Source organism: Sphingopyxis sp. YR583 (genome assembly GCF_900108295.1).
In the GTDB taxonomy this organism is placed as follows: Bacteria; Pseudomonadota; Alphaproteobacteria; order Sphingomonadales; family Sphingomonadaceae; genus Sphingopyxis.
In genome coordinates this window covers 2,120,770-2,145,446 of the sequence record NZ_FNWK01000001.1, presented here as the reverse complement: position 1 = coordinate 2,145,446, position 24,677 = coordinate 2,120,770, and the positions used below count along the sequence as shown (strand labels likewise).

26 protein-coding genes are annotated in these 24,677 nt (G+C 64.0%); 16 read left to right on the top strand and 10 right to left on the bottom strand.

The window, feature by feature from the left end:
• Positions 1–16: 16 nt before the first annotated feature.
• From hisF to hisB, 4 genes are read right to left on the bottom strand one after another with little or no spacing between them, the layout of a single operon-like run.
• Positions 17–781 carry an imidazole glycerol phosphate synthase subunit HisF gene (gene hisF / locus BLW56_RS09920; RefSeq protein WP_093510336.1) on the bottom strand — a complete coding sequence of 255 codons (765 nt, stop codon included), beginning with the start codon at positions 779–781 and terminating at the stop codon, positions 17–19.
• Positions 778–1,512, bottom strand: a complete 735-nt coding sequence (gene hisA, locus BLW56_RS09915; protein ID WP_093510335.1) for a 1-(5-phosphoribosyl)-5-[(5-phosphoribosylamino)methylideneamino]imidazole-4-carboxamide isomerase — start codon at positions 1,510–1,512, stop codon at positions 778–780. Before hisA ends, hisF begins: the two co-directional genes overlap by 4 nt.
• Complete coding sequence (hisH, locus tag BLW56_RS09910) at positions 1,500–2,108, bottom strand: imidazole glycerol phosphate synthase subunit HisH (protein ID WP_093510334.1); 609 nt, start codon at positions 2,106–2,108, stop codon at positions 1,500–1,502. Before hisH ends, hisA begins: the two co-directional genes overlap by 13 nt.
• 9 nt (positions 2,109–2,117) lie before the next feature.
• Positions 2,118–2,705, bottom strand: a complete 588-nt coding sequence (hisB, locus tag BLW56_RS09905) for an imidazoleglycerol-phosphate dehydratase HisB (RefSeq protein ID WP_093510333.1) — start codon at positions 2,703–2,705, stop codon at positions 2,118–2,120.
• 86 nt (positions 2,706–2,791) lie between these two features.
• On the opposite strand from hisB, the gene BLW56_RS09900 reads away from it, so the two are divergent.
• The 5 genes from BLW56_RS09900 to BLW56_RS09880 are packed head-to-tail and all read left to right on the top strand — an operon-like array spanning position 2,792 to position 5,841.
• Complete coding sequence (locus tag BLW56_RS09900; protein ID WP_093510903.1) at positions 2,792–3,271, top strand: SspB family protein; 480 nt, start codon at positions 2,792–2,794, stop codon at positions 3,269–3,271.
• A gap of 58 nt (positions 3,272–3,329) precedes the next feature.
• Positions 3,330–3,587 (top strand): hypothetical protein, encoded by a 258-nt coding sequence (locus BLW56_RS09895; RefSeq protein ID WP_093510332.1) that lies wholly within the window; start codon positions 3,330–3,332, stop codon positions 3,585–3,587.
• Positions 3,584–4,978: a class II fumarate hydratase gene (gene fumC / locus BLW56_RS09890; protein ID WP_093510331.1), complete on the top strand. Its 1,395-nt coding sequence runs from the start codon at positions 3,584–3,586 to the stop codon at positions 4,976–4,978. Before BLW56_RS09895 ends, fumC begins: the two co-directional genes overlap by 4 nt.
• A 50-nt stretch (positions 4,979–5,028) precedes the next feature.
• Complete coding sequence (locus tag BLW56_RS09885) at positions 5,029–5,397, top strand: hypothetical protein (RefSeq protein WP_093510902.1); 369 nt, start codon at positions 5,029–5,031, stop codon at positions 5,395–5,397.
• Between the two features lie 51 nt (positions 5,398–5,448).
• Positions 5,449–5,841, top strand: coding sequence for a hypothetical protein (locus tag BLW56_RS09880; RefSeq protein ID WP_093510330.1), 393 nt, complete (start codon positions 5,449–5,451; stop codon positions 5,839–5,841).
• A 6-nt stretch (positions 5,842–5,847) separates the two neighbouring features.
• On the opposite strand, the gene BLW56_RS09875 is transcribed toward BLW56_RS09880, so the two are convergent.
• Positions 5,848–6,411: a DUF2585 domain-containing protein gene (locus tag BLW56_RS09875; protein WP_093510329.1), complete on the bottom strand. Its 564-nt coding sequence runs from the start codon at positions 6,409–6,411 to the stop codon at positions 5,848–5,850.
• 44 nt (positions 6,412–6,455) lie between these two features.
• Here BLW56_RS09875 and gmk point away from each other — a divergent pair, with 44 nt between their 5' ends.
• Positions 6,456–7,118: a guanylate kinase gene (gene gmk, locus BLW56_RS09870; protein ID WP_093510328.1), complete on the top strand. Its 663-nt coding sequence runs from the start codon at positions 6,456–6,458 to the stop codon at positions 7,116–7,118.
• Here gmk and BLW56_RS09865 read toward each other — a convergent pair.
• The 4 genes from BLW56_RS09865 to BLW56_RS09850 all read right to left on the bottom strand — a co-directional run bounded on the left by BLW56_RS09865 (position 7,115) and on the right by BLW56_RS09850 (position 10,807).
• Positions 7,115–7,552, bottom strand: coding sequence for an acyl-CoA thioesterase (locus BLW56_RS09865; protein WP_093510327.1), 438 nt, complete (start codon positions 7,550–7,552; stop codon positions 7,115–7,117). The two genes, gmk and BLW56_RS09865, sit on opposite strands and share 4 nt — an antisense overlap.
• Position 7,553: 1 nt before the next feature.
• Positions 7,554–8,336, bottom strand: coding sequence for an SDR family NAD(P)-dependent oxidoreductase (locus tag BLW56_RS09860; RefSeq protein ID WP_093510326.1), 783 nt, complete (start codon positions 8,334–8,336; stop codon positions 7,554–7,556).
• Positions 8,337–8,451: 115 nt separating this feature from the next.
• Positions 8,452–9,621, bottom strand: a complete 1,170-nt coding sequence (locus tag BLW56_RS09855) for an acetyl-CoA C-acetyltransferase (RefSeq protein WP_093510325.1) — start codon at positions 9,619–9,621, stop codon at positions 8,452–8,454.
• Positions 9,622–9,652: 31 nt separating this feature from the next.
• Positions 9,653–10,807: an acyl-CoA dehydrogenase family protein gene (locus BLW56_RS09850; RefSeq protein WP_093510324.1), complete on the bottom strand. Its 1,155-nt coding sequence runs from the start codon at positions 10,805–10,807 to the stop codon at positions 9,653–9,655.
• A gap of 231 nt (positions 10,808–11,038) precedes the next feature.
• On the opposite strand from BLW56_RS09850, the gene BLW56_RS09845 reads away from it, so the two are divergent.
• Positions 11,039–11,908: an SMP-30/gluconolactonase/LRE family protein gene (locus tag BLW56_RS09845; protein ID WP_093510323.1), complete on the top strand. Its 870-nt coding sequence runs from the start codon at positions 11,039–11,041 to the stop codon at positions 11,906–11,908.
• A gap of 125 nt (positions 11,909–12,033) precedes the next feature.
• Positions 12,034–14,187, top strand: coding sequence for a M3 family metallopeptidase (locus BLW56_RS09840; RefSeq protein ID WP_256203372.1), 2,154 nt, complete (start codon positions 12,034–12,036; stop codon positions 14,185–14,187).
• Between the two features lie 105 nt (positions 14,188–14,292).
• Here the strand turns inward: BLW56_RS09840 and BLW56_RS09835 are convergent, their stop codons facing one another.
• On the bottom strand, positions 14,293–15,027 hold the full coding sequence (locus BLW56_RS09835) for a hypothetical protein (RefSeq protein WP_143043420.1): 735 nt from the start codon (positions 15,025–15,027) through the stop codon (positions 14,293–14,295).
• Between the two features lie 176 nt (positions 15,028–15,203).
• Between BLW56_RS09835 and BLW56_RS09830 the strand changes: the two genes are divergently transcribed.
• The 8 genes from BLW56_RS09830 (at position 15,204) to BLW56_RS09795 (ending at position 24,623) form a co-directional block, all read left to right on the top strand.
• Entirely contained in the window at positions 15,204–16,109 is a 906-nt protein-coding gene (locus BLW56_RS09830; protein ID WP_093510320.1) for an SPFH domain-containing protein, read from the top strand.
• A 10-nt stretch (positions 16,110–16,119) separates the two neighbouring features.
• Positions 16,120–16,323, top strand: a complete 204-nt coding sequence (locus BLW56_RS09825; RefSeq protein WP_093510319.1) for a toxin-antitoxin system HicB family antitoxin — start codon at positions 16,120–16,122, stop codon at positions 16,321–16,323.
• 1 nt (position 16,324) lies between these two features.
• Entirely contained in the window at positions 16,325–16,567 is a 243-nt protein-coding gene (locus BLW56_RS09820; protein ID WP_093510318.1) for a hypothetical protein, read from the top strand.
• Positions 16,568–16,655: 88 nt separating this feature from the next.
• Positions 16,656–17,327, top strand: a complete 672-nt coding sequence (rpe, locus tag BLW56_RS09815; protein ID WP_093510901.1) for a ribulose-phosphate 3-epimerase — start codon at positions 16,656–16,658, stop codon at positions 17,325–17,327.
• Positions 17,328–17,330: 3 nt separating this feature from the next.
• Positions 17,331–19,109, top strand: a complete 1,779-nt coding sequence (locus tag BLW56_RS09810) for a heparinase II/III family protein (protein WP_093510317.1) — start codon at positions 17,331–17,333, stop codon at positions 19,107–19,109.
• Positions 19,110–19,324: 215 nt separating this feature from the next.
• On the top strand, positions 19,325–22,117 hold the full coding sequence (locus BLW56_RS09805) for a TonB-dependent receptor (protein ID WP_093510316.1): 2,793 nt from the start codon (positions 19,325–19,327) through the stop codon (positions 22,115–22,117).
• A gap of 23 nt (positions 22,118–22,140) precedes the next feature.
• Entirely contained in the window at positions 22,141–23,583 is a 1,443-nt protein-coding gene (locus tag BLW56_RS09800; RefSeq protein ID WP_256203371.1) for a purple acid phosphatase family protein, read from the top strand.
• Positions 23,584–23,603: 20 nt separating this feature from the next.
• Positions 23,604–24,623, top strand: coding sequence for a phytase (locus BLW56_RS09795; protein WP_093510315.1), 1,020 nt, complete (start codon positions 23,604–23,606; stop codon positions 24,621–24,623).
• Positions 24,624–24,677 lie beyond the last annotated feature (54 nt).

The following is a 24,677-nucleotide window of genomic DNA, read 5'->3' as shown; positions in this document are numbered from 1 at the left end:
CACCCCAAGGGCGCAATTAATGTGCGCGGACGGGCAATCCGGCGGCAGAAAGCCGCGCGTGAGCCTCGGCGATCGTCGCTTCGCCGAAGTGGAAGATGCTGGCGGCGAGCACCGCGCTCGCGCCGCCCTCGATCACCCCGGCAACGAGATGGTCGAGATTGCCGACGCCGCCCGATGCGATGACGGGCACGCTGACCGCATTGGCGATCGCGCGGGTGAGGCTGAGGTCGTAACCGTCCTTGGTGCCGTCGCGGTCCATGCTCGTCACGAGCAGTTCGCCAGCGCCAAGTTCGGCGAGACGCACCGCATGTTCGAGCGCGTCAATGCCGGTCGGCTTGCGTCCGCCGTGGGTGAAGATTTCCCAACGCCCCTCATCGACCCGCCGCGCGTCGATACTGCCGACCGCGCATTGGCTGCCGAAGCGGTCGGCGATGTCGGCGACGAGTTCGGGCCGTGCGACCGCCGCGCTGTTGACCGCGACCTTGTCGGCACCCGCGAGCAGCAGCGCCCGCGCATCGTCGGCGCTGCGCACCCCGCCGCCGACGGTGAGCGGCATGAAACAGACTTCGGCGGTGCGGCTGACCATGTCGAGCAAGGTGCCGCGGCCCTGATGGCTTGCCCCGATGTCGAGAAAGCAAAGCTCGTCGGCGCCCGCGGCGTCATAGGCCCGCGCCGCCTCGACCGGATCGCCGGCATCGCGCAGGTCGACGAAATTGACCCCCTTAACGACGCGCCCGTCCGCAACATCGAGGCAGGGGATGACGCGGACGCGGACGGTCATGCCGCCCCTGCCGCAATCGCTTCGGCGAGATCGAGCCGGCCGTCATACAGCGCGCGGCCGGTGATCACGCCTTCGATGCCGTTCGCGACATGCTGGCGCAGGGCATGAATGTCGCCGATGTCGGCAACGCCGCCGCTCGCGATCACCGGGATGTCGACCGAGCGCGCCAGCGCAGCGGTCGCCTCGACATTGCAACCCTTGAGCAGCCCGTCGCGGCCGACGTCGGTGAAGAGCAATGCCGCAACGCCGGCATCCTCGAAGCGACGCGCGAGATCTTCGACGCGGACGTCGGAGACGTCGGCCCACCCCTCGGTCGCGACCATGCCATCGCGGGCGTCGACACCGACGACGATCCGGCCGGGCAGGTCGCGCGCGGCGGATTTGACGAATTCGGGGTCTTTGAGCGCGGCGGTGCCGATAATCACGCGTTCGACGCCGAGCGACAGCCAGCGGTCGACGCCCGCGCGATCACGGATGCCGCCACCGACCTGAACCTTGCCCGGGAAGGCCGCGATGATGCTTTCGACCGCCGCGCCATTGACGCTCGCGCCGGCAAAGGCGCCGTCGAGGTCGACGACGTGGAGGTGCGAGGGGCCTGCCTCGGCGAACAGACGCGCCTGCGCGGCGGGATCGTCGCCATAAACGGTCGCGCGCGCCATATCTCCCTCGGCGAGCCGCACCACCTGCCCGCCCTTGAGATCGATCGCGGGGAAGATGGTCAGGGCCGCCATGCGAGGAATCTCTCTAATGTCGCGAGGCCGTAAGCCTGGCTTTTTTCGGGATGATATTGGACGCCGACGATATTGTCCTTCGCCACCGCCGCGACAAAGCTGGCGCCATGGCTACTGGTCGCGGCGACATCGATCGCGTCGGCGAAATGATAGCTATGGAGATAATAGGCCTCACCCGCCGCGATCACAGGATGCGGCGCGGCGGGGATCACATCGTTCCAGCCCATGTGCGGGATGCGCAGGCCCGGCGCCGGATCGAAGGCGCGCACTGTGCCACCGATCCAGCCGAGGCCCTTATGGATGCCATGTTCTTCACCCGCATCCGCCAGCAATTGCATACCGACGCAAATACCGAGGAAGGGCACACCCTCGCCGCGCACGCGCTGTTCCATCGCATCTGCCAGCCCGTCGATCGCCAGGAGGCCGTTCATGCAGGCGGCGAACGCGCCGACGCCGGGCAGCACGATGCGGTCGGCGGTTGCCACGACATCGGGATCGGCGGTGACGGCAACATTGTCTGCGCCCGCCGCGACGAGCGCATTATGCACCGAGCGAAGATTGCCCGCGCCATAGTCGATCAGGGCAATGACGCTCATCGGCTGGTCCTAGAGGACACCCTTCGTGCTGGGGATCGCATCGCCCTTGCGGGGATCGATTTCGACCGCCTGACGCAGCGCACGCGCGAGCGCCTTATACATGCTCTCGGCGATGTGATGGTTATTCTCGCCGTACAGCATCTCGATGTGCAGCGTGATGCCCGCGGTCTGCGCAAAGCTGTGGAACCAGTGCGGAAACATCTCGGTGTCCATCTCGCCGAGCCGCGGCTGCGAGAAGCTGGATTTATAGACGCAGTGCGGGCGTCCCGAAATGTCGAGGACGCAGCGGGTCAGCGTCTCGTCCATCGGGGCGTGCGCCTCGCCGTAGCGCGCGATGCCGCGCTTGTCGCCGAGCGCCTTCGCCACCGCTTCGCCGAGTGCGAGCGCGCTGTCTTCGACCGTGTGATGCTGATCGATATGAAGGTCGCCCTTCACCTGCATCGAGATGTCGATAAGCGAGTGGCGCGACAATTGCTCGACCATATGGTCGAGGAAACCGATGCCGGTGGACACCGAATAATCGCCCGTTCCGTCAAGATTGACGGCGATCGCGATATCCGTTTCCTTGGTCGTGCGCTGGACGGTGGCGGTTCGCATGGCGCACGCCTTAGAGCCTCATTTTCACGTTGCAAGGCGATTCTCCCCCCTTGACCACCGTGCGGCTCGCGTTCATCCCCCTGCCCATGAGTGACGATGTACGCGACAGCCTGATTCCCTATGACGAAATCGTGCAGGACGCGCTGCGCGCCGTGGTCGGCCGCGTGCTCAGCCAGATCGTCGGCTATGACAGCCTGCCCGGCGAACATCATTTCTATATCACGTTCAAGACGCAGGCGGTGGGCGTCGACATTCCCGCGCATCTGATCGCCAAATTCCCCGACGAAATGACGATCGTGCTGCAGAACCGTTTCTGGGATCTGAAGGTCGAGGACGATCATTTCAGCGTCGGCCTGTCGTTCAACCAGACGCCGTCGATCCTGACGATCCCCTATGCGTCGATCACCGCTTTCGTCGATCCGTCGGTCGATTTCGGACTGCAGTTCCAGGTCAGCGACGACGAAACCCAGCCCGAACCGCATGACGAAGCCGACAACGACCGGCCCGAGGTCACGACCGAGGACGGATCGAACGTCGTGACGGTGGATTTCGGCAAGAAGCGCTAAAGTGCCGGGCCCCGCCTGGCCTCCCAGCCGATTCTGGCAATATTGGGCTCTCGCGGGCATGGTCGTTCTCACCGCTGCCTTCTGGTGGGGTGTCGAGGGCTATACGCTGGCCCAGAGCAATACCCCGCGCGGACAGATTGCCGACGGGCTGCTCCGCTTCAGCGTTCTGATCCTGACTCCCGCGCTCGTTCTGGCGTGGCTCGCCGCCGCATGGCTGCGCCGCCGCGTCGGCGACGGCGGATATTGGCAGATGCTCGGGCTGGTCGCGATGATCTGGGCGGGGTCGGTTCTGGTGACAAGGATGCTGGTGGCATGAGCACGCGGGTGGAAAGCGACAGTATCGGCGAGATCGAGGTCGCGGACGACGCCTATTGGGGCGCGCAGACCGAACGCAGCCGGCACAATTTTGCCTTCCCGGCACACGAACGGATGCCGATACCGATCGTCCACGCGCTGGCGCGGATCAAGGGCGCGGCGGCGCGGGTCAATCGCAATCATGGCCTCGATGCCGGCCTTGCGGAGGCGATCGCCGCCGCCGCCGAAGCCGTGGTCGCCGGCCGCTATGACGACCAGTTCCCACTCGCGATCTGGCAGACGGGAAGCGGCACCCAGTCGAACATGAACGCCAATGAGGTGATCGCCGGCATCGCCAATGAAAAGCTCGCGGGTACGCGGGGGGGCAAATCGCCGGTCCATCCCAATGACCATGTCAACATGGGCCAGTCGTCGAACGACAGCTTTCCGACCGCGCTGCACGTCGCGGTCGCGGTCGAGACGACGGCGCGGTTGCTGCCGGCGCTGACCATCCTGACCGACGCGATCGAAGCCAAGGCGCGGGCGTGGGGCGATATCGTCAAGATCGGCCGCACCCATTTGCAGGATGCGACCCCGCTAACATTGGGCCAGGAATTTTCGGGCTATGTCGCTCAGCTCATCGCCTGCCGCGCGCGGATCGAAGGGGCACTCGCACACAATATCTGCAAACTCGCGCAGGGCGGCACGGCAGTCGGCACGGGGCTGAACGCGCCCGCCGGTTTCGACGTCGCGATGGCCGCCGAGCTATCGAAAAGCACGGGCATCGCCTTCGAACCTGCCCGCAACAAGTTTGAGGCGCTCGCATCGAACGACGGGCTCGTCTTCTTTTCGGGCGCCCTGAACACGCTCGCGGTCGCGCTGACCAAGATCGCGAACGATATCCGCCTGCTCGGATCGGGACCGCGCGCCGGGCTTGGCGAACTCGACTTGCCCGCGAACGAACCCGGCAGCTCGATCATGCCCGGCAAGGTCAACCCGACCCAGTGCGAGATGCTGACGATGGTCGCCGCGCAGGTCATCGGCAACCATCAGGCGGTGACCGTCGGCGGGTTGCAGGGTCATCTCGAACTCAACGTCTTCAAGCCGCTGATCGGATCGAACGTGCTGCGTTCGATCGACCTGCTGGCGATCGGCATGGCGGGCTTCACCGAGCATTGCGTGACCGGGATCGAACCCAATCTGGCCCGCATCGACGAACTGATGAACCGGTCGCTGATGCTCGTCACCGCGCTCGCGCCCGAGATCGGCTATGACAAGGCGGCGAAGATCGCGAAGCACGCGCATGAAACCGGCAGCACGCTGAAGGAAGCCGCGCTCGACCTCGGCTATGTCGATGCCGCGACCTTTGACCGGGTGGTCGATCCGCGCACGATGCTCGGTCCCGATAGCTGAAGGAACCCGCGGGGTCTTCCGGGGATTGAAGAGGGGAAGGAGAGATGAAGATGATCGGTCGTATCGTAGGCGGCGTTCTCGGTAGCGCCATCGGACGCCAGAAGGGCAATCATCCCGTCGCGGGCGCGGTCATCGGCGCTGGCACGCTGTTCGCGGCGCGGCGCCTGTTCCCGCAGCGTTACGCGGTGCTCGCCGCGACGGTCGCGGGCGCCTATCTCACCAAGAAATGGGCCGAGCGGTCCGAGGCGCGCAAGGCGGCGGCAGAGGCACATGCGCTCGACCCCGTGCTGGCGAACGCAGGTGTCGTCGACACCTATGCCGGAACCGCCGAGATCCCGACCGATGGACAGGCGATAGGCGATGCCCTGCCTCCCGCCATCCCGCTCGACGCCAACGGACGCAGCGGCGCGCTTCACTGACGCCAACGGCGAATTAACCTCATTCTCATCCTGACCCGCTATCGACGGGCCATGACCTTCAATCCGCCCGGATTTCGCACATTCATGCTTCTCGCGCTCGGGTTCGGGCTGCGGACGGTGAGCAAGGCGCTCGAACGCGCGGGCGATTTCGCCGACGATCCGGGCACCCGCCTGTTCAATCATGTGTCGGCGCTCGTCGTCCTCATTGCCGCAGTAGCCTGTTTCATCTGGGCGTTGAAGCGGATGTTTTTCGACAAGCCCCGCGCGCCGGACCAAAAAGCCGCGCCCGCTGCGGCACCGAAACATGTCGACATCTATCCCGAAGAGTTGAGTTTCGATCCTGACGCGGCGCTCGCCCGCTACATGCAAAACCGGAAGACAGGCGACCTAGGCGATCCGCCCGCACCCAAGCCTCCGGGAAGCTTCGGCCGCAAAGGCCTTTAGCGGGCGCTAGCCACCCGCTTGCCATTCCTTCACCGCCTCGACCGGCGATACCAGCATCAGCACATTAAGCGTCAGATTGTCGCGGATCGTCCAGAGCGTGAACAGTTCGAAGACGATCGCGAGCGTCACCGTCGCCCACCAGCGCATCTTGCTGGCGGCGATGAAGCCCAGCACCATGAACAATGTGTCGCTGACCGAATTGAGCACCGAATCGCCCGAATAGCCGAACGCCATCGTAACCTCGCGATAGCGATCGATGATGATCGGCGAATTTTCGAGGATTTCCCATGCGCCCTCGATGCCGATCGCGATCGCCAGCGGCACCCATAGCGGGCGTTCGGGCAGGATCCAGCGCAGCAGGCCATAGAAGATAAATCCGTGGATGACGTGGCTGAAGCTGTACCAGTCCGAAATCTGCTGGCTGTTCTGGTTCGATTGCACCGTGCCATGCCACAGGCTGATCGTCCCGCACGGACAGATCGGCGGGCGACCCATGCCGATCAGGATCGCCGCGAGCAGAGCGACCAGTGCCGCGGCGACGAGCCATCCCGTTCGTGAAATTCCTGCCATCCGCGCCCCCTTGACCGCTGCCCCTCGTCAGGCGAATAGCGCGCATGACCGAAAGCGTCCATCTGAACCGCCGCGGCGTGTTGTTCGTCCTCTCCTCGCCCTCGGGCGCGGGAAAGACCACCATTTCGCGCATGATGCTCGAAGCCGACAGGGATATCGCGCTCTCGATCTCCGCCACGACGCGTCCGCCGCGTCCCGGCGAGATCGATGGCGTCCATTATCATTTCGTCGATACCGACACCTTCAAGAAGATGGCGGCCGACGGCGAATTCCTCGAATGGGCGCACGTCTTCGGCCACCGTTACGGTACGCCGCGCGCGCCGGTCGAGGCACTGCTCGCGGCGGGCAAGGACGTCCTGTTCGACATCGACTGGCAGGGCGCGCAGCAGCTCTATCAGGAGGCTGGCCCCGACGTCGTTCGCGTCTTCGTCCTGCCGCCGACGATGGAAGAACTCGAACGCCGCCTGCGCTCGCGCAACACCGACAGCGACGAGGTGATCGCGGCGCGCATGGAACGCGCCGCGAACGAGATCAGCCACTGGGACGGCTACGACTATGTGCTGATCAACGACCATGTCGAAGGCTGCTTCGACGAGGTCCGCGCGATCCTGCGCGCCGAACGGCTGAAGCGCCGTCGCCAGATCGGGCTGATCGGGTTTGCGCGCGACTTGATCCGCGCCGTGCCCGACGCCGACAAGAAGCTCTAGGCGGGCTTTACGAGTTTCGTTTCCAGCTCTGCAACCATCTCGGCGCGGAGCGGTTTTGCCTGCCCGTCGGTGCGGCACACCACGACGGTATCGCAGGTCGCGATCGCGCGACCATTCTGGAACATCGCCTGGACGATCGTCCAGCTCGACGTGCCGAGGCGGCCAATGCCGGTCGCTATCTGCACCGGATCGGGAAAATTGCCCTCGGCCAGATAGTTAATCTCGACCGCGGCGACCATGGTGCGCTCGTTCGCCGGGCGCTCCTCCAGCGGGCGGACCTCGCGGTTCAGCAGAACGCGGCCGCTTTCGAACAGCGCCGCAAAGGCCACATTGTTGAGGTGGCCGTTGATGTCCATGTCCTGGAACCGCGTCTGCAATTCCAGGTGGACGGGGTAGCTGGCGGCATTCAGCCGCCAGCTCTCCGGTTTCGGCATATCAGCGCGGCGCCATACGGATGCCGCCGTCGAGGCGGACGTCCTCGCCGTTGAAATAGCCGTTTTCGATCATGCAGAGCGCGAGATTGGCATATTCGGCGGGGTTGCCGAGACGCTTCGGGTTGAGCACCGAGGCGCCGAGCGCGTCGCGGACATTCTGCGGCGCGCCGGCGAGCAGCGGGGTGTCGAAGATGCCCGGCAAGATCGTGTTGACGCGGATATTCTCGGTATTGAGGTCGCGCGCGATCGGCAGGGTCATGCCGACGACGCCACCCTTCGACGCCGAATAGGCCGCCTGACCGATCTGGCCGTCCTCGGCCGCGACCGACGCCGTGTTGACGATCGCGCCGCGCTCGCCGTCTTCCATCGGGTCGAGCGTCATCATGCCCGCCGCCGACTTCGCGATGCAGCGGAAGGTGCCGACGAGGTTGATCTGGATGATCCAGTTGAAGGCATCGAGCGGGAAATGTTTGATGCTGCCGTCTTCCTTCGAACGGCTCGCGGTCTTGATCGCGTTGCCGGTACCGGCGCAGTTCACGAGGATACGTTCCTGACCGATCGCGGCGCGCGACTTTTCGAAGGCGGCATCGACCGACGCATCGTCGGTGACGTTGCATTCGCAGAACACGCCGCCGAGTTCGGCTGCGAGGGCGGTGCCCTTTTCTTCCTGCAGGTCGAAGATCGCGACCTTGACGCCCTTCGACGCGAGCAGGCGCGCGGTCGCGGCACCGAGGCCCGAGGCGCCGCCTGTGACGACGGCGGATACGGTGGAATCGAGTTTCATGGTTTTCTCCGTTTAAGCCCTCCCCTTCAGGGGAGGGTTTGGGTGGGGCATGTGGGGGCGCGCGAGCCAACAGGCCCTCCCCCAACCCCTCCCGCGAGCGGGAGGGGAGATTTCGTTAAAGCCGCTCGATGATCGTGACGTTGGCCTGGCCGCCGCCTTCGCACATCGTCTGCAGGCCGTATTTGCCACCGGTCGCGTCGAGCACACCGAGCAGCGTCGCCATCAGCTTGGTGCCCGAGGCACCGAGCGGGTGGCCGAGCGCGATCGCGCCGCCATGCTGGTTGATGCGTGCCGGATCGGCACCGAGATATTTGAGCCAGGCGAGCGGCACCGGCGCGAACGCCTCGTTGACCTCATAGGCATCGATGTCCTCGATTTTCATGCCCGCCTTCTTCAGTGCGCGTTCGGTCGCGAACAGCGGCTCTTCGAGCATGATGACCGGGTCGCCCGCGGTCACCGACACATGATGGATGCGCGCACGCGGGGTGAGGCCATGATCCTTCAGCGCCTGTTCCGACACGACGAGCGCCGCCGAAGCGCCGTCGCAGATCTGGCTCGCCGACGCGGCGGTGATCGCGCCGCCTTCCTGGAGCAGTTTCACGCCCGCGATACCTTCGAGCGTCGCGTCGAAACGGATGCCCTCGTCGACGAGGTGCATCTGGCGACCTTCGGGGGTGTCGATTTCGACCCCGACGATCTCGCGCTTGAAATGGCCGGCTTCGGTGGCGGCCGCACCGCGGCGATGGCTTTCGAGTGCATAGGCGTCGAGATCGGCCTTGGTCAGGCCGTGCTTCTTGACGATCATCTCGGCGCCCATGAACTGGCTGAACATGATGCCGGGATATTTTTCCTCGAGCCGTTCGGATTTGTAGTGGCCGAGCCCTTCCTTGATGAACAGCGTCGCGACGCTGCCCATCGGGACGCGCGTCATGCTTTCGATGCCGCTCGCGAGGACGATGTCCTGCGTGCCCGACATCACCGCCTGCGCGGCGAACTGGATCGCCTGCTGCGACGAGCCGCACTGGCGATCGATCGTGACGGCGGGAATCGAGTCGGGCAGCTTCGAGGCGAGCACGGCGTTGCGCCCGACGTCCATCGTCTGCTGGCCGCCCTGCGAAACGCAGCCAGTGATGACGTCGTCGATCGCCTTCGTATCGAAGTCGTTGCGGTCGGCGATCGCGTCGAAGACGGCGGCGCCGAGGTCAACGGGGTGAACGCCGGCGAGCCGGCCGCCGCGCTTGCCACCCGCGGTGCGGACGGCGTCGACGATATAAGCTGTAGCCATGGGAATATTCCTTTCCTGCGATTTCAAGCGATCAGAGCTTGCGCCCGATCAGTTCCTTCATGATTTCGTTCGTGCCGCCAAAGATGCGGGTCACGCGTGCCGCGCGCCAGGCGCGGGCGATCGGATATTCGTTCATATAGCCAGCGCCGCCGTGAAGCTGGAGGCACTTGTCCATGATTTCCCACTGCAGTTCGGTGTGCCACAGCTTGGCGGCCGCGCCTTCCTCGGGGGTCAGTTCCTTTTTCAGATGCCGCGACAGCGCCCAGTCGAGATGCGCCCAGCCGACCTGCAGCTTGGTCTTGAGATCGGCGAGTACGAAGCGCGTGTTCTGGAAATCGAGGACGGGCTTGCCAAACGCCTTGCGGTCGCGGGTGAATTCGACCGTGTCGTCGAACGCGCGCTGCGCCGAAGCCTGCGCCGACACCGCGATCGACAGACGTTCCTGCGGCAGTTCGCTCATCAGATAGATGAAGCCTTTGCCCTCTTCGCCGAGGCAGTTGGTGATCGGCACGCGCACGTCGTTGAAGAACATCTCCGACGTATCGGCCTCATCCTGCCCGATCTTGTCGAGGTTGCGGCCGCGCTCATAGCCTTCGCGGTCGGCCTCGACGAGCACGATCGACACGCCCTTCCACGCAGGCTGCACCTCGGTGTCGGTCTTGACGCAGACCAGGATCAGGTCGGCATTCTGGCCGTTGGTGATATAGGTTTTCGACCCGTTGATGACATAGTGATTGCCATCCTTCTTCGCGGTCGTGCGCATCCCCTGAAGGTCGCTGCCGGTGCCCGGTTCGGTCATTGCGATCGCGGTGATTACTTCGCCCGCGACCATCTTGGGCAGCCAGTGCTTCTTCTGCTCTTCGCTGCCATATTTGACGATATAGCTGGTGACGATGTCCGACTGGAGCGAGAAGCCCGTCGTCGCGCGGCCATAATAGGCGCTCTCTTCGTCGACGATCGCATTGTAACCGAAATCGAGGCCCAGCCCGCCATATTCCTCGGGAACCGTCGGGCACAGCATGCCGAGCTCGCCCGCCTTCGGCCAGATATCCTTCGGCACGATGCCGTCCTCGGCCCATTTCGCGGCGTTCGGGGCGATTTCCTTTTCGAGGAACTGGCGAACCGTGGCGCGGAACGCCTCATGGTCTTCGGAGTAGGCGGAGCGCGACAGATTATCGAGCGACATGGACATTCCTTTTCCCGGTGCGCGGTGGAACCGACAGGGGAGCCGGCCGCGCCAAAACGCCGCGCGCTTTCGCGTCGGCTTCGCGGCGCACCTGACCTTACGTTTACGTGCACGTCAAGTATAAATGCCGCTACGGCAGCGAAGATGCGTCAAACGCACGGACAGCGGCGGTGCGGCGAATAGGTTTGCAGTCGCTGTGCAGCGCCTGCCGATCACGCTAACATCCGCTCCATGGTCGAACTGCTTCTCGACGCCGGCGCATTGCTCGGCGAATCGCCCTTCTGGCACGCCGGCGAAGCCCGCCTCTATTGGGTCGATATCGACGCGCAAAAAATCCATCGCACCGACCCTGTCACCGGCACCGACGAGACGATGGGCCTTGCCGAGCAGGTCGGCTGTATTGCGCCGCGCGCGGGCGGCGGGCTCGTCGCCGCGCTCGAAAACGGCTGCGCGCTGATCGATAGCTGGGGCGCCGCGCCGCGCGCCTTCGGCCCGGCGGTTCTGGCCGACAAACCCGAACAGCGCTTCAACGACGGCCGCGTCGACGCCGCAGGACGGCTGTGGGTCGGCAGCCTGACGAGCGACAAGGCGAACCCTGCAGCGACGCTCTACCGGCTTGACCCCGACGGGTCGCTGACCGAAATCTTCGGACGGCTGACGACGAGCAACGGCGCGGCGTTCAGCCCCGATGGCCGCACCTTCTATCACGCCGACACGCCGACACACGCGATCCGCGCCTATGATGTCGATCCAGCCAACGGCACGCTGTCGGGCGGACGCATCTTCCACCAGTTCGAATATGGCAAGGGCCGCCCCGACGGCGCGGCGGTCGATGCCGAGGGCTGTTACTGGTCGGCGCTGTGGGACGGGTGGCGCGTCGTGCGCTTCTCGCCCGCTGGCGAGCTCATCCAGACGGTCGAGCTTCCGGTTCAGCGCCCAACGATGATCGCGTTCGGCGGCCCCGACCTCCGGACCGCCTTCGTCACCAGCGCGGGCAAGAACCTCACCGACGAGGAACGCTTGGGCCAGCCTCATGCGGGCGGCATCTTCTCCTTCCGCGTCGAGACACCTGGCCTGATCCAGCGGGATTTTGGCGCCTAGGCAGCTTGCACCCCGCCGTCATATAAGGTTAAGACGGCCCCCGACATGGTTTCGTCCGAAACCTTATCCTCCGGGGAGATTTATCGATGTCGCGCACCGCGCAACCTTTCGCCCGTCATTTGTCGATGATGCTTGCATCCACCGCGATGATGGTGGGTTATAGCCAGATGACCGCAACCGCCGCCGAATCCGCCGCCGCCAAGCCGGCTGCCACCGCCCCCGCAGGCGAAAACCCGATGCTCGCGCCGTGGACCGGCCCGTTCGAAGGGGTGCCGCCGTGGGACAAGATGGACCCCGAGCTGTTCCCCGACGCCTTTGCCAAGGCGATGGCAGAGACGAAGGCGCAGGTTCAGGCGGTGATCGACAATCCCGCAGCGCCGACCTTTGAAAACACGCATGTCCCGATGATGCTCGCCGGCGACACCGCCGACCGGCTGTTCGCTTTGTGGGGCGTGCAGTCGTCGAACAAGTCGAACGACCGCGTCGAGGATATCGATGCCGAGTGGAGCCCCAAAATCTCCACCTTCTACACCGAACTGTTCCTCGAGCCCAAGCTCTTCGCGCGCTACAAGGCAGTGTACGACAAGCGCAATTCGAGCGGCCTCAACGCGCAGCAAATCCGCATCGTCGAGCGCAGCTATGACGAGATGGTACGCGACGGCGCGAACCTGTCGCCCGAGAACAAGGCGAAGCTGGTCGCGATGAATGCCAAGCTCGAAGGGCTTTTCTCGGCCTTCTCGTCGAAACTGCTCGGCGACGAAAAGCTCTACACCTTCGTCACCGACAAGGCCGAACTCGCGGGTCTCGAACCGGGCTTTGTCGCTTCGCTTGCCTCGGCCGCCGAAGCCAATGGCAAGCCCGGCCAATGGGCGATCAAGAACACCCGCTCGTCGGCACAGCCCGTGCTGCAGGGCGCGACCAACCGGGGCTTGCGCGAAAAAGTCTGGAAGGCCTTTGTCAGCCGCGGCGACAATGGCAATGCCAACGACACCAATGCGACGATCGCCGAAATCCTGAAACTGCGCCAGCAGCGCGCCGAACTGCTCGGTTTTGCGACGCACGCAAACTACCGCATGGCCGATACGATGGCGAAGACGCCGGAAAATGCGATGGGCCTGATGATGAAGGTCTGGCCCGCCGCGGTGGCGCGCGTGAACGAAGAGGTCGCCGACATGCAGGCGATCGCCGATCAGGAAGCGAAAGCCGGCAACGGACCGAAAATCACGATCGAGCCGTGGGACTATCGCTTCTATTCGGAAAAGGTCCGCAAGGCGAAATACGACCTCGATGAAAGCGAAGTGAAGCCCTATCTCCAGCTCGACAAGCTGGTCGACGGCATGTTCTGGTCGGCAGGTCAGCTTTACGATCTGGGTTTCCGCGAAAATACCGGCACGGTTCCCGTCTTCGATCCCAAGGTCCGCACCTTCGAGGTTTATAATCTCAAGACCAACGAGAATGTCGGCCTGCTCTATCTCGACAATTTCGCGCGCGACGGAAAGCGCTCGGGCGCGTGGATGACGACCTATCGCAGTCAGCAGACGTTGGGCGGCGAACGCAATGTCCTCGCCTCGAACAACAACAACTTCACCGAGGCCGCAAAGGGCGAACCGACGCTCGTCAGCCTCGACGATGCGACGACGCTGTTCCACGAGTTCGGCCACGGCATCCATTACCTGCTGCAGCATATCTATTACCCGGCCCTCGGCGGCGTTCCGCGCGACTTCGTCGAATATCCGAGCCAGGTGAACGAAAATTGGCTGATGACGCCCGAAGTGCTGTCGAAATATGCGACGCACTATAAAACCGGTGCGCCGATCCCGCAGGCACTGGTCGACAAGATCCTCGCGTCGAACAAGTTCAACCAGGGTTTCGAGACGGTCGAATATCTTTCGAGCGCGATCGTCGACATGAAGATCCACGACCGCAAGGTTCCGGTGACCGACGTCGACGCGTTCGAACGCGAAACGCTGGCCGAAATGGGCATGCCGAAGGAAATCGTCATGCGCCACCGCCTGCCGCAGTTCGGCCACCTGTTCAGCAGCGACGCCTATTCGGCGGGCTACTATTCGTACCTCTGGTCCGAAACGATGGACGCCGACACCTGGGCCGCCTTCACCGAAGCCGGCGGCCCGTGGGATCGCACCGTCGCCGACAAGTTCCGCACCATATTGCTGATGACCGGCAACGAGACCGACCGCGCCGAAGCCTATCGCGCCTTTCGCGGCCGCGACCCCGATGTGAAGGCCCTGCTGAAGAAGCGCGGTTTTCCGACCGAATAATCGAGACATTATCGGAGAGGCAAAGGGGGCGATTTTCGTCCCCTTTGTTTATCCTGTCAGCCCGGCCTTCGCCGACACCCGGTCAAGTTCGGAACATCCCACCCGTCAAAAGCGTTCGGTTTGCCTGAATCCGATGAATGCGTTCCGGCCATCCCCGTCAAAATAGAAACGGAATTCCGCATGGGAAGGCCAGACCGTTTTTCTGGAGATCTCTAGAATCGCCCATGCGAGGGATTGTTGCCCGGAATATTTGTAATCTTTGATCTCGTTTCCCACGCCAGCCTGCCCTGAAAGCGGCCTTAGCCCATAACCGTCAAAAAAACTGGCGAGGGTCCCCGGGTCAAACTTCAACCCTCCCCGCGACGACGAAATCCCGTCCCACATCACAACGGTGACAAAAAACTCACTGGAAAGCGCCATCCTGTCGTAGGGAGTCACTTCCAGGTGAATTATGTCCACGTCGCGATTTGTGAACAAATTCCTCTTCGTAAATATGCTATACGAACAGCGGCCAAAACGATCATCAAGTGCAATCGATTTCGCGCCGAACAAGGTCTTTATATTTTCCTCCGAATAGAATTCAGGGTGGAAAAAAACGTCATTGTCGGCTGCGAATTTCAGATTCCCGAGTAGCTGTAGCTCTGTCTTTGGTTCCTTCACGGATGACAGGAGCGGCTCAAGAGCAACGCGATGTCCGGATGCTCTCGGGCCCGTCGACCCGAAATCGTGGCAGAATTTTCCAGCGGTATATTTGCCTTCGGCCGCAAGCGCCGGAGCGCCCGCCACGACGAGAGCCACCGAGAACAGCATCGCCCCATTTGCCTGAAGATGCTTTGGCATCGGATACCCCTGTTCTCGTCTGGCCGGTCAGCAGAGCGACCTTATGGCCGCGCCGATATTAACATCTACTTTTCAGCTCAAAACGCTCCGGCGCCGTCCATCCGAACTGGGTTGACCTTACACCAATTCGATATAAATATGATATCATCTTTATATCGAGCGATTCGGAGGGAAATATGGTCGAAACAGGGACAAGGGCGCTGAACCGCAGTCGCGAGACGCGCGCCAACACGCAGAGCGGCTATCTGATGCTGCTGATCTGGCTCGTGCTGCTGGGCGTCGCGATATGGGCGGCGACGACCAATATCGGCGGCGAGGGGATCGACTGGAACTGGAAATGGGCGGTCGTTGTGATGAGCGGCGTGATCGGCACGATCATCCTCTGCGGTTTTTACATGATCAATCCGAACGAGGCGGCCGCGGTCCAGCTCTTCGGCGAATATAAGGGCACCGACCGCGAGGAAGGGCTGCGCTGGGTTCTGCCCTGGCTGTCGCGCAAGAAGATCGCGGTCCGCGCGAACAACGTGATTTCGGACAAGATCAAGGTCAACGACCTCCGCGGCAACCCGATCGAGATGGCGGCGCAGGTCGTGTGGCGCGTCACCGATACCGCGCAGGCGCTGTTCGACGTCGACGATTACAAGGAATTCGTCATGGCGCAGATCGAGGCAGCCGTGCGCTCGATCGGTTCGCGCTATCCCTATGACGACATCGAGCATCAGGAAGTGACGCTGCGCGGCAATCATGACGAGGTCGGCGAGGAACTGCGCAAGGCGCTGATCGAGCGGCTGGAAGTTGCCGGCATCACCGTCGACGAATGCGGCCTGACCCACCTCGCCTACGCGCCCGAAATCGCCGGTGCGATGCTCCGCCGCCAGCAGGCCGAAGCGGTGATCGCGGCGCGCAAGAAGCTGGTCGAAGGCGCGGTGACGATGGTCGAGATGGCGCTGCAGCACCTCTCCGAAAAAAATGTCGTCGACCTCGACGACGAGCGCAAGGCGGCGATGGTATCGAACCTGATGGTCGTCCTGTGCGGCGAACGCGACACCCAGCCCGTCGTCAACACCGGCTCGCTCTACTGAGGGCCGGACGATGGCGTCGCAGTCCAAAAAGGCCTTTGCCCTCCGCCTCGATCCCGCGCTCTATGCGGCGATCGAGCGGCTGGCAGCGGCCGAGCTGCGCAGCGCCAATGCGGAGATCGAGATGCTGCTGCGCGAAGCGCTGGCGCGGCGCGGCGTCAGCGTGAAACGGTCCGGGGCGCCCAAACGCGGCCGACCGCCCAAGGAGGAAAGCTGACATGTTGCACCTGATGTTCGACGGCCGCCCATGGTTCCGGCCGAAACGCCGCGGCTATGGCACCGGCCTGCCGATCGCGTGGCAGGGCTGGCTGATGCTGGCGATGCATATCGCGCTGATCACAGGAATTGCCCTGCTGCTGCAGGATCGGCCGGCGATGCTTACGATCGCGGTCATTCTTGCAGGGCTCGCCCCGATGCCGCTCTATCGCGCGCGGACCGAAGGCGGCTGGCGCTTGCGATAGGCGCTGGACAAGAATATTTGCGGATAGCTGCCGATAGCGCCCGCGCCCCGCTTGCCCCCGACTCGCTTGATGGTTAAGGCCGATGGTCATGACCGGCTCACCTGCTCCCGTTCGCATCGCCCCGTCGATCCTCAGCGCCGATTTCGCGCGGCTGGGCGAGGAGGTCCGCGCGATCGAAACCGCGGGCGCCGACTGGGTCCATATCGACGTCATGGACGGCCATTATGTCCCCAATCTGACCATCGGGCCGGCAGTGGTGAAGGCCTTGCGCCCGCATTCGACCCTGCCCTTCGACGTCCATCTGATGATCTCGCCGGTCGATCATTTCCTCGACGCCTTTGCCGCGGCGGGCGCCGACATCATCACCGTGCATCCCGAGGCGGGCCCGCACATCCACCGCACCGTCCAGCATATCAAGTCGCTCGGCAAGCAGGCGGGCGTGTCGCTGAACCCGGCAACTCCGGCCAAGATGCTCGACTATCTGATCGACGACATCGATCTCGTCCTCATCATGAGCGTCAATCCGGGCTTCGGCGGCCAGAGCTTCATTTCGAGCCAGCTTCGCAAGATCGAGGCGGTGAAGAAGATGATCGAGAAATCGGGCCGCGATATCCGGTTGGAGGTCGATGGGGGTATCGACGCGGGGACCGCCCCGCTCGCGATATCGGCGGGCGCCGACGTGCTCGTCGCGGGGACCGCGACCTTCAAGGGCGGCCCCGACGCCTATGCCGACAATATCCGGCGGCTTCGCGGCGCCTGATCGATGGAGGGGAGACCGTTGACCGCTGCCCCCGCCGACACACCGTTCGACTCCGGTGACGACGCCGCGCCGCTCGACGACAGCATCGAACCCGGCAAGCGGCTGATCCGCCTTCCCGCCGACAAGGGCCTCTCGCTCGGCGACCGTGTCGCGAATGCGATCACCCGGCTGACCTGGCGCACGCCGCTTCACGCCTTTCGCCTGAAGGGCCGCTTTCCGCTCAAGCTGCTGGGCGTGCCGACCGACCCCATCCCGGGCGACGCGCGTGCAGGCACCGCGATCCGCGCCGGTCATTTCCTGCACCGCGGGTTGAAGCTGCCGCTCGGCGAACTCGATTTCGCGGCGCTCGACGTCGTGCCGACCTTTGCCGATTATTTGCACAGCTTTGCCTGGCTGCGCGATCTCGCCGCGACGGGGTCGCGCGCCGACGGTGCGCCGATCGCGGAAGCGGTCGTGCGCCACTGGCTCGGCACGCATGGCGAGGCGGTCAGCGAACCGGCGTGGAAAGCCGACAACACCGCCTGGCGCATCCTGTTCTGGGCGGCGCACGCGCCGCTGATCCTGTCGTCGAGCGATCTCGTCTATCGCTCGGCGGTGCTCAATCATCTCGCGCGCGCGGCGCGCCACCTCGATCGCGTCGCCGACAAGACGCGGCCGGGCACCGGCCAGATGGTCGCGTGGGTCGGGATCGTCGCCGCATCGCTGTTGATGCCCGGCGGCGAACCGCGGCAGGTCTTCGGCGAGGCGGGACTCCGCAAGGTGCTCGAGACGAGCTTCTATGCGGACGGCGGCAATATCTCGCGCTCGCCGCAGGCGCAGCTCGAAGCCGTCATGGCGCTGTCGATGCTCGCCAAAATCTATGACATGCGCCGCATGGAAGTGCCGCCCTTCATCCAGGAAGTGCTCGCGCGCGCGGTTCCCGCGCTGCTCGGCCTGCTCCACAGCGACGGCGGCATGGGAAGCTGGCAGGGCAGCGGGGCGACATCCGCCGCTTACGTTCAGGCGATCGTCCATGCGAGCGGCGTGCGCACGCGCCCGCTCAAACAGGCGCGCGACTGGGGATATCAGCGGCTCGTCGCGAACAAGGTCGTGCTGCTCGCCGATGCGGCGCCGCCCCCCATCGCCCGCGTGACCGAGGCGGGCTGCGCATCGACCCTCGCCTTCGAACTCAGCGACGGCGACGAACGCATCGTCGTCAATTGTGGCGGCGCGGCGCTGACGGGCGCGACGATCCCAGCCGACCTCGCACGGGGGCTTCGCACGACCGCGGCGCATTCGACGCTGGTGCTCGGCGACAGCAATTCGACCGCGATCCTTGCCAACGGCTCGCTCGGCAAGGGTGTGACCGAAGTCGAGCTCGACCGGCGCGAGACCCCGCAGGGCAGCCGGGTCGAGATGAGCCATGACGGCTATGTGCGGCGCCACGGCCTGATCCACCGCCGCCTGCTGATCCTGTCGCCCAACGGGCGCGAACTGCGCGGCGAGGACATGCTGCTTCCTGGACCGCGCACGCGGCGCAAGGGCGACAAGGGCTTCACGCTGCGTTTCCACCTCGGCCCGCACATTTCGGCGAGCCTGACCGCCGACAAGCTGGGCGCGCTGCTGCGCATCAACGGCGGACCGCTGTGGCAGTTTCGCACCTCCGAGGGCGCGCTCGATATCGAGCAGAGCCTGTGGGTCGACGGCGAGGGTCGGCCGCACCCGACCGAGCAGCTCGTCGTCACTGGCAATGCACCTGCCGGCGGGGCCAGCATCGGCTGGATCTTCAAGCATATCGGCTGATGTCGCCGACGGCTCGGCCGTCAAAATAATTTACGATTACACTTCCGATGCAAGTTCCGGTGCAATCCCTTGCGCTTGCCCGACACCGCTTTCCTTCTGTTTCATTACTGTGACATCTCCGTAACACAGCGGTCACAGAGCGCTGTCAGTGGCCCCCTCGACTCGCCGGGAGCCAAAAGGACCCGGCGACCTTCTCGCACTCCTCGGGGGACTTCATGTACCAGCTTCGTACCGTCCGTTCGCGCATCCTGCTCGGCACCTGTCTTTCACTCGCTGCGGCGCTGCCGACCAGCGCCTTCGCCTCCGACATCATCGGAACCGTGACCGACGCGACCGATACCCGTGCCCTGCAGAGCACCGAATTGCGCCTCGTCGAAATCGGCCGCGTGGTCGAAGCCGGCCGCGACGGCAGCTTCCGCTTTGTCGACGTGCCCGCCGGCACCTACACGCTCGAGGCCCGTTATGTCGGCGCCGAACCGCGCACGCAGGAAGTCGTCGTTCCTGAAACCGGCAGCGTCACCGCCAATGTCGTGCTGGGCACCGACGGTAGCATACTCGTCGTCGGCCAGGTCGCCAATCTGGCGAGCAGCCTGTCGCGCCAGCGCGCTGCCGACGGCGTTGAAAGCGTGCTGACCCGTGACGGAATCGGCCAGTTCCCCGACCAGAATGTCGCCGAATCGCTCCGTCGCCTGCCCGGGGTCAACATTCTCAACGACCAGGGCGAAGGCCGTTTCATCTCGGTCCGCGGCCTTGATCCCGAACTCAACGCAGCCTCGATCAACGGCGCACGTATCCCCGCACCCGAAAGCGATGTTCGCTCGGTCGCGCTCGACGTCGTTGCCGCGGAACTGATCGAATCGATCGAGGTCAAAAAATCGCTGACCCCCGACATGGACGCCGACACGATCGGCGCGTCGATCGAGATCAACACGACGAGCGCGTTCGACCGCAAGAAGGATCTGCTCTCGGTCAAGCTCGAAGGCAGCTATAATAATTATGCCGACGCCCTGACGCCAAAGGGCAGCCTCGATTTCTCGACCCGCGTCACCGACAATTTCGGCATCGCGGGCGGGATCAGCTATTATCAGCGCAAGTTCGAAACCGACAATATCGAAGCGACCGACTGGGACGAGCAGGACGGCAACGCTTTCGCACGCGAAATCCAGTATCGCGACTATGACGTCGAACGTAAGCGCCTCGGCGGCTCGCTCAATCTCGATTGGCGCGCCAGCGATTCGACCAAGCTCTACGCCCGCGGCATCTACAGCCAGTTTTCCGATCAGGAATATCGCGGCGACGTCACCTTCATCATGAGCGGCGATCCGCGCGCAACAACCGAAACCAGCGCGGACTTCTCGAGCGCCGACGGTCGCATCGAAGTGCGCCGCCGTATGAAGGATCGCTTCGAAAAGCAGAAGATCATGTCGCTGACCGTCGGCGGCGAAACCGAAACAGGTCCGTGGAAACTGACCTATTCGGGCGCCTACTCGAAATCGACCGAGAAGGAAGACGGCTCTGTCGATCCCACGCGTTTCCGCGCGCGGTTCAGCGGCACCGGCGCCAACGCAGTCGGACTGAATTTCGACTATTCGGACATTCGCCGTCCGTTGTTCGATGTGACGGGGAACACCACGCTGTTCAACAATCCCGCGAGCTATGCCTTCAACGAACTCGAATTGACCGATCTCTCGGACTCGCAGGATCGCGAATGGACGGCGCGCGCCGACCTTGCGCGCGAATTTGCGCTGGCCGACGGCAGCTTCACACTGCAAGGCGGCATCAAGTCGCGCTGGCGCGCCAAATCATATGATTTCGATGCGCTGGTCTATGACGGGTTCGATGGAAGCTACACGCTCGCCGATGTGCTGGGCGGCGGCCAGACCTATCGCATTCAGGACCTTGGCCCGCTGCCCGGCAAGACGGCGCCGAGCGATTTCTATTTCAGTAACACCGGCAAGTTCGAGCTTAACCCGGACGACACAACCATCAATTCGGCGGCGTCGGACTATGCCATCGATGAAGATGTGCTCGCCGGCTATATGCTCGGCCGGTACGATAGCAGCACCGTGCGCGTCGTCGGCGGCATCCGTTTCGAGCGCACCTATAACGACATACGTGCCTTCACGACCAACGAAGACACGCTGGCCGTCACGCCGAACCGCTCGACGCGCAGCTATACCGACTGGCTTCCCAGCCTGACCGTGCGTTTTGAGCCGACCCAGGATCTGGTCCTGCGTCTGGCGGGCTACAAGAATCTGGTCCGTCCGAAGCTGTCGAACCTCGCGCCGCGCATCCTGGTCAATCAGGCCGACGAAGCCGAGTTCGGCAACCCGAACCTCAAACCGTATCGCGCCTGGAACATCGACGCATCGGCCGAATGGTATTTCGGCAACAACTCGGCGCTGACCGCCGGCGTCTTCTGGAAGTCGATCGACGATTTCGTCGTCGAGATCACCGACAATACCCCGGGCGAGATATTGGGCGTCCCGTATCGCAAGGCGACGACCTTCACCAACGGCGAGACCGCAAAGGTAAAAGGTGTCGAACTGTCGTTTGCACAGCGCTTCACTTTCCTGCCCTCGCCGCTCGACGGCTTGCTGATCAACGCGAACTACACCTACACCGACGCGAAGGGCACCGTGTACGCCGGTGACGATCTGACCGATCCGCGCGGCATCCCGCTGCCTGCCTCGTCCAAGCACACGTTCAACGTCGCGCTCGGTTATGAAAAGGGTCCGATCTCGCTGCGCGCCGCGGGCACTTATCGCGACAAATATCTCGATGAGTTGGGCGGTGGGGCAGACGAAGACCGCTATGTCGACCAGCATTTCCAGCTCGACCTGTCGGCGAAGTTCCGCGTCACCAAGGATATCCGCCTGTTCGCAGAATGGGTGAACGTCACCGACGCCCCCTATTTCGCCTATCAGAATTTCGAAGGTGCCAAGCGTATCCTGCAATATGAAAAATATAGCTGGACCGCCAAGTTCGGCGTCTCGGCCAGCTTCTGACGACAGCGTTCAGGGAAGATATGATGATCAAGCGGATGTTCGGTCTGTCGCTGCTCGCAGCGACGATGTTTTCGGCGGCGGCTGCAGCGCAGTCCGCCCCGACGGGCTTTACCATCGTGACGCAGACGGAGGATGGCCAACCCATCCCCCGCTCTGCGGGCCTTCCCTACGCACCCAAAAATCTGCCCGACCGTATCGTGCTCACGCCCGGGGCGGACCCGTCGCGCGAGATGGCGGTCGCCTATCGCACCGATACCGCACAGGCCGCCTCGCAGGCGCAGCTTGCGGTATCGGTCGATGGCCCCACGCTCGAGGAAAAGGCCGAGCTGATCACCGGCACGGCGACGCGGGTCGACAGCAGCTATGGTCCCGCGCTCTATCATCAGGTCCGTTTCACCGGCCTCGCGCCCGACACCGTCTACACCTATCGCGTCAAGGGCGCCGCCGGCTGGAGCGAATGGCTGCAGTTTCGCACAGCTGCCGCCGAGGCGAAGCCCTTCCGTTTCCTCTATCTCGGCGACATCCAGAACGGCATCCTGACCTATGCCAGCCGCGTGATACGGCAGGCGTTCCATGCCAATGGCGACATCCGCCTTGTTGTGCATGCCGGCGACCTCGTCGCGCAACGCGACGATCTCGACCATGACGACGAATGGGGCGAGTGGAACCAGGCGGGCGGCTATAATTATGCGATCGTCCCGCAGGTGCCCGCGACGGGCAACCATGAATATGTCGATGTGCTGAAGCCGGACGGCAGCGAAAGCCGCAAGCTCGGCCCCTATTGGCCCGCGCAGTTCGCGCTGCCGTCGAACGGCGCCGATCCGGTCAAGGCGACGACCTACTACACCGATTTTCAGGGCGTGCGTTTCATCGTCCTCGACGGCACCGCCGCGATCGACCTCGGCACGATGAAAGCGCAGACCGACTGGCTCGACGCCACGCTCGCCTCGTCGAAAGCGAACTGGAACGTCGTATTGTTCCACCAGCCGGTGTTTACCTGCGCGCGGCCGAACGACACGAAAGAAATCAAGGCGGCATGGAAGCCGGTGTTCGAAAAGCGCAAGGTCGACCTGGTGCTGCAGGGCCACGACCATTGCTACAGCCGGCTGACCGGCGAGGCCGGCCGCGACGCGAACGCAAAGGCGCGCGCCGACGGCAAGGTACAGGGGCCGGTCTATCTCGTCTCGGTGACGGGATCGAAAATGTACGCGCTCAACGACCGCGCGGGTACGCAGCCCGACAAGATTGCCGAGGCAACCGAACTCTATCAAGTGGTCGACGTCGAACCGAAGCGTATCAAGTTCCGGACCTTTACGGCGTCCGGCAAGCTTTATGATGGCTTCGATCTCGAACGGACGGCACAGGGCAACAGGCTCAGCGAGATCAGCGAGCCGACGCTTGCCGCAAGGCGCTGTTCTGGCGAAATCGGTCCCGACGGCGGGCGCTGCGTCGCCCGGGGCAAATAGAATATAATAAGGGGCAGACCATGATCCGCTTGTCGAGATTGCTGACCGCCGCGGCGTTGACCGCCACCCTCGCTGCCTGCGCTGCAAGTGAACCGGTGATTTCCGGCCTGCCGCCCGTGCAGGTGACCGCGAGCGGCGAAACCGCGCCCGTCGGCACCGGCCGCGCCGACGCCGCCGACGATCCGGCGATCTGGATCGACCCCGCCAACCCGAACCGCGCGCTGATCGTCGCGACCGACAAGAAGGCGGGGCTGCATGTCTATGACCTGACCGGCAAGGACATCGCCTTCACGCAGGCCGGCCTCGTCAACAATGTCGACGTCGCGGGCAACATCATCGTCGCGAGCGACCGCAACGACGGGGTGAACGCGCATCTCGCGGTCTTCCGCCTCGACGCCGACAAGCCCGCGATCGTCTCGCTCGGCCGCGCCGCGGCGGGCACGGGCGAGGCCTATGGCCTCTGCCTCAAGAAAACCGCGCCGGGCGCGCCGATCACCGCAGCGCTGATCGTCAAGGACGGCACCGTTCGCGTCGGCACGTTGACCGTCGATGGCGCCGCACCGAGCTTCGCCGTGCAGTGGGAGTACAAGATCCCGACCCAGTCCGAGGGCTGCGTTTTCGACGGCGATACGCTTTTTGTCGGCGAGGAAGACGCGGGCATCTGGGAACTGAAGCCGAACGGCAAGACCGCGACCGCACGCATCGTCGCGCCGGTCGACAATCAGCGCCTTGTCGCCGATGTCGAGGGACTCGCGACGATCGATCACAAGGGTCAGCGTTATCTGCTCGCCTCATCTCAGGGCGACAATGCCTATGCGGTCTTCCGCCTGCCTTCGGTCGAATATGTCGGCCGCTTTGCCGTCGCCGCGGGCGCGTTCGGCGCGACGAGCGAGACCGACGGGATCGAAGCGGTCGCAGGCAATTTCGGCGCCGCTTATCCCGACGGCATCTTCCTCGCGCAGGATGGCGACAACGCGCCCAAGGCGCAGAATTTCAAACTGGTGCGCTGGGACCAGATCGCAGCGGCATTGGGGCTGTAAAAAGGGGGCCAAGGGTTGCGATAGCGGCCTCATCCGCCTAGGGGGGCCGCGTCT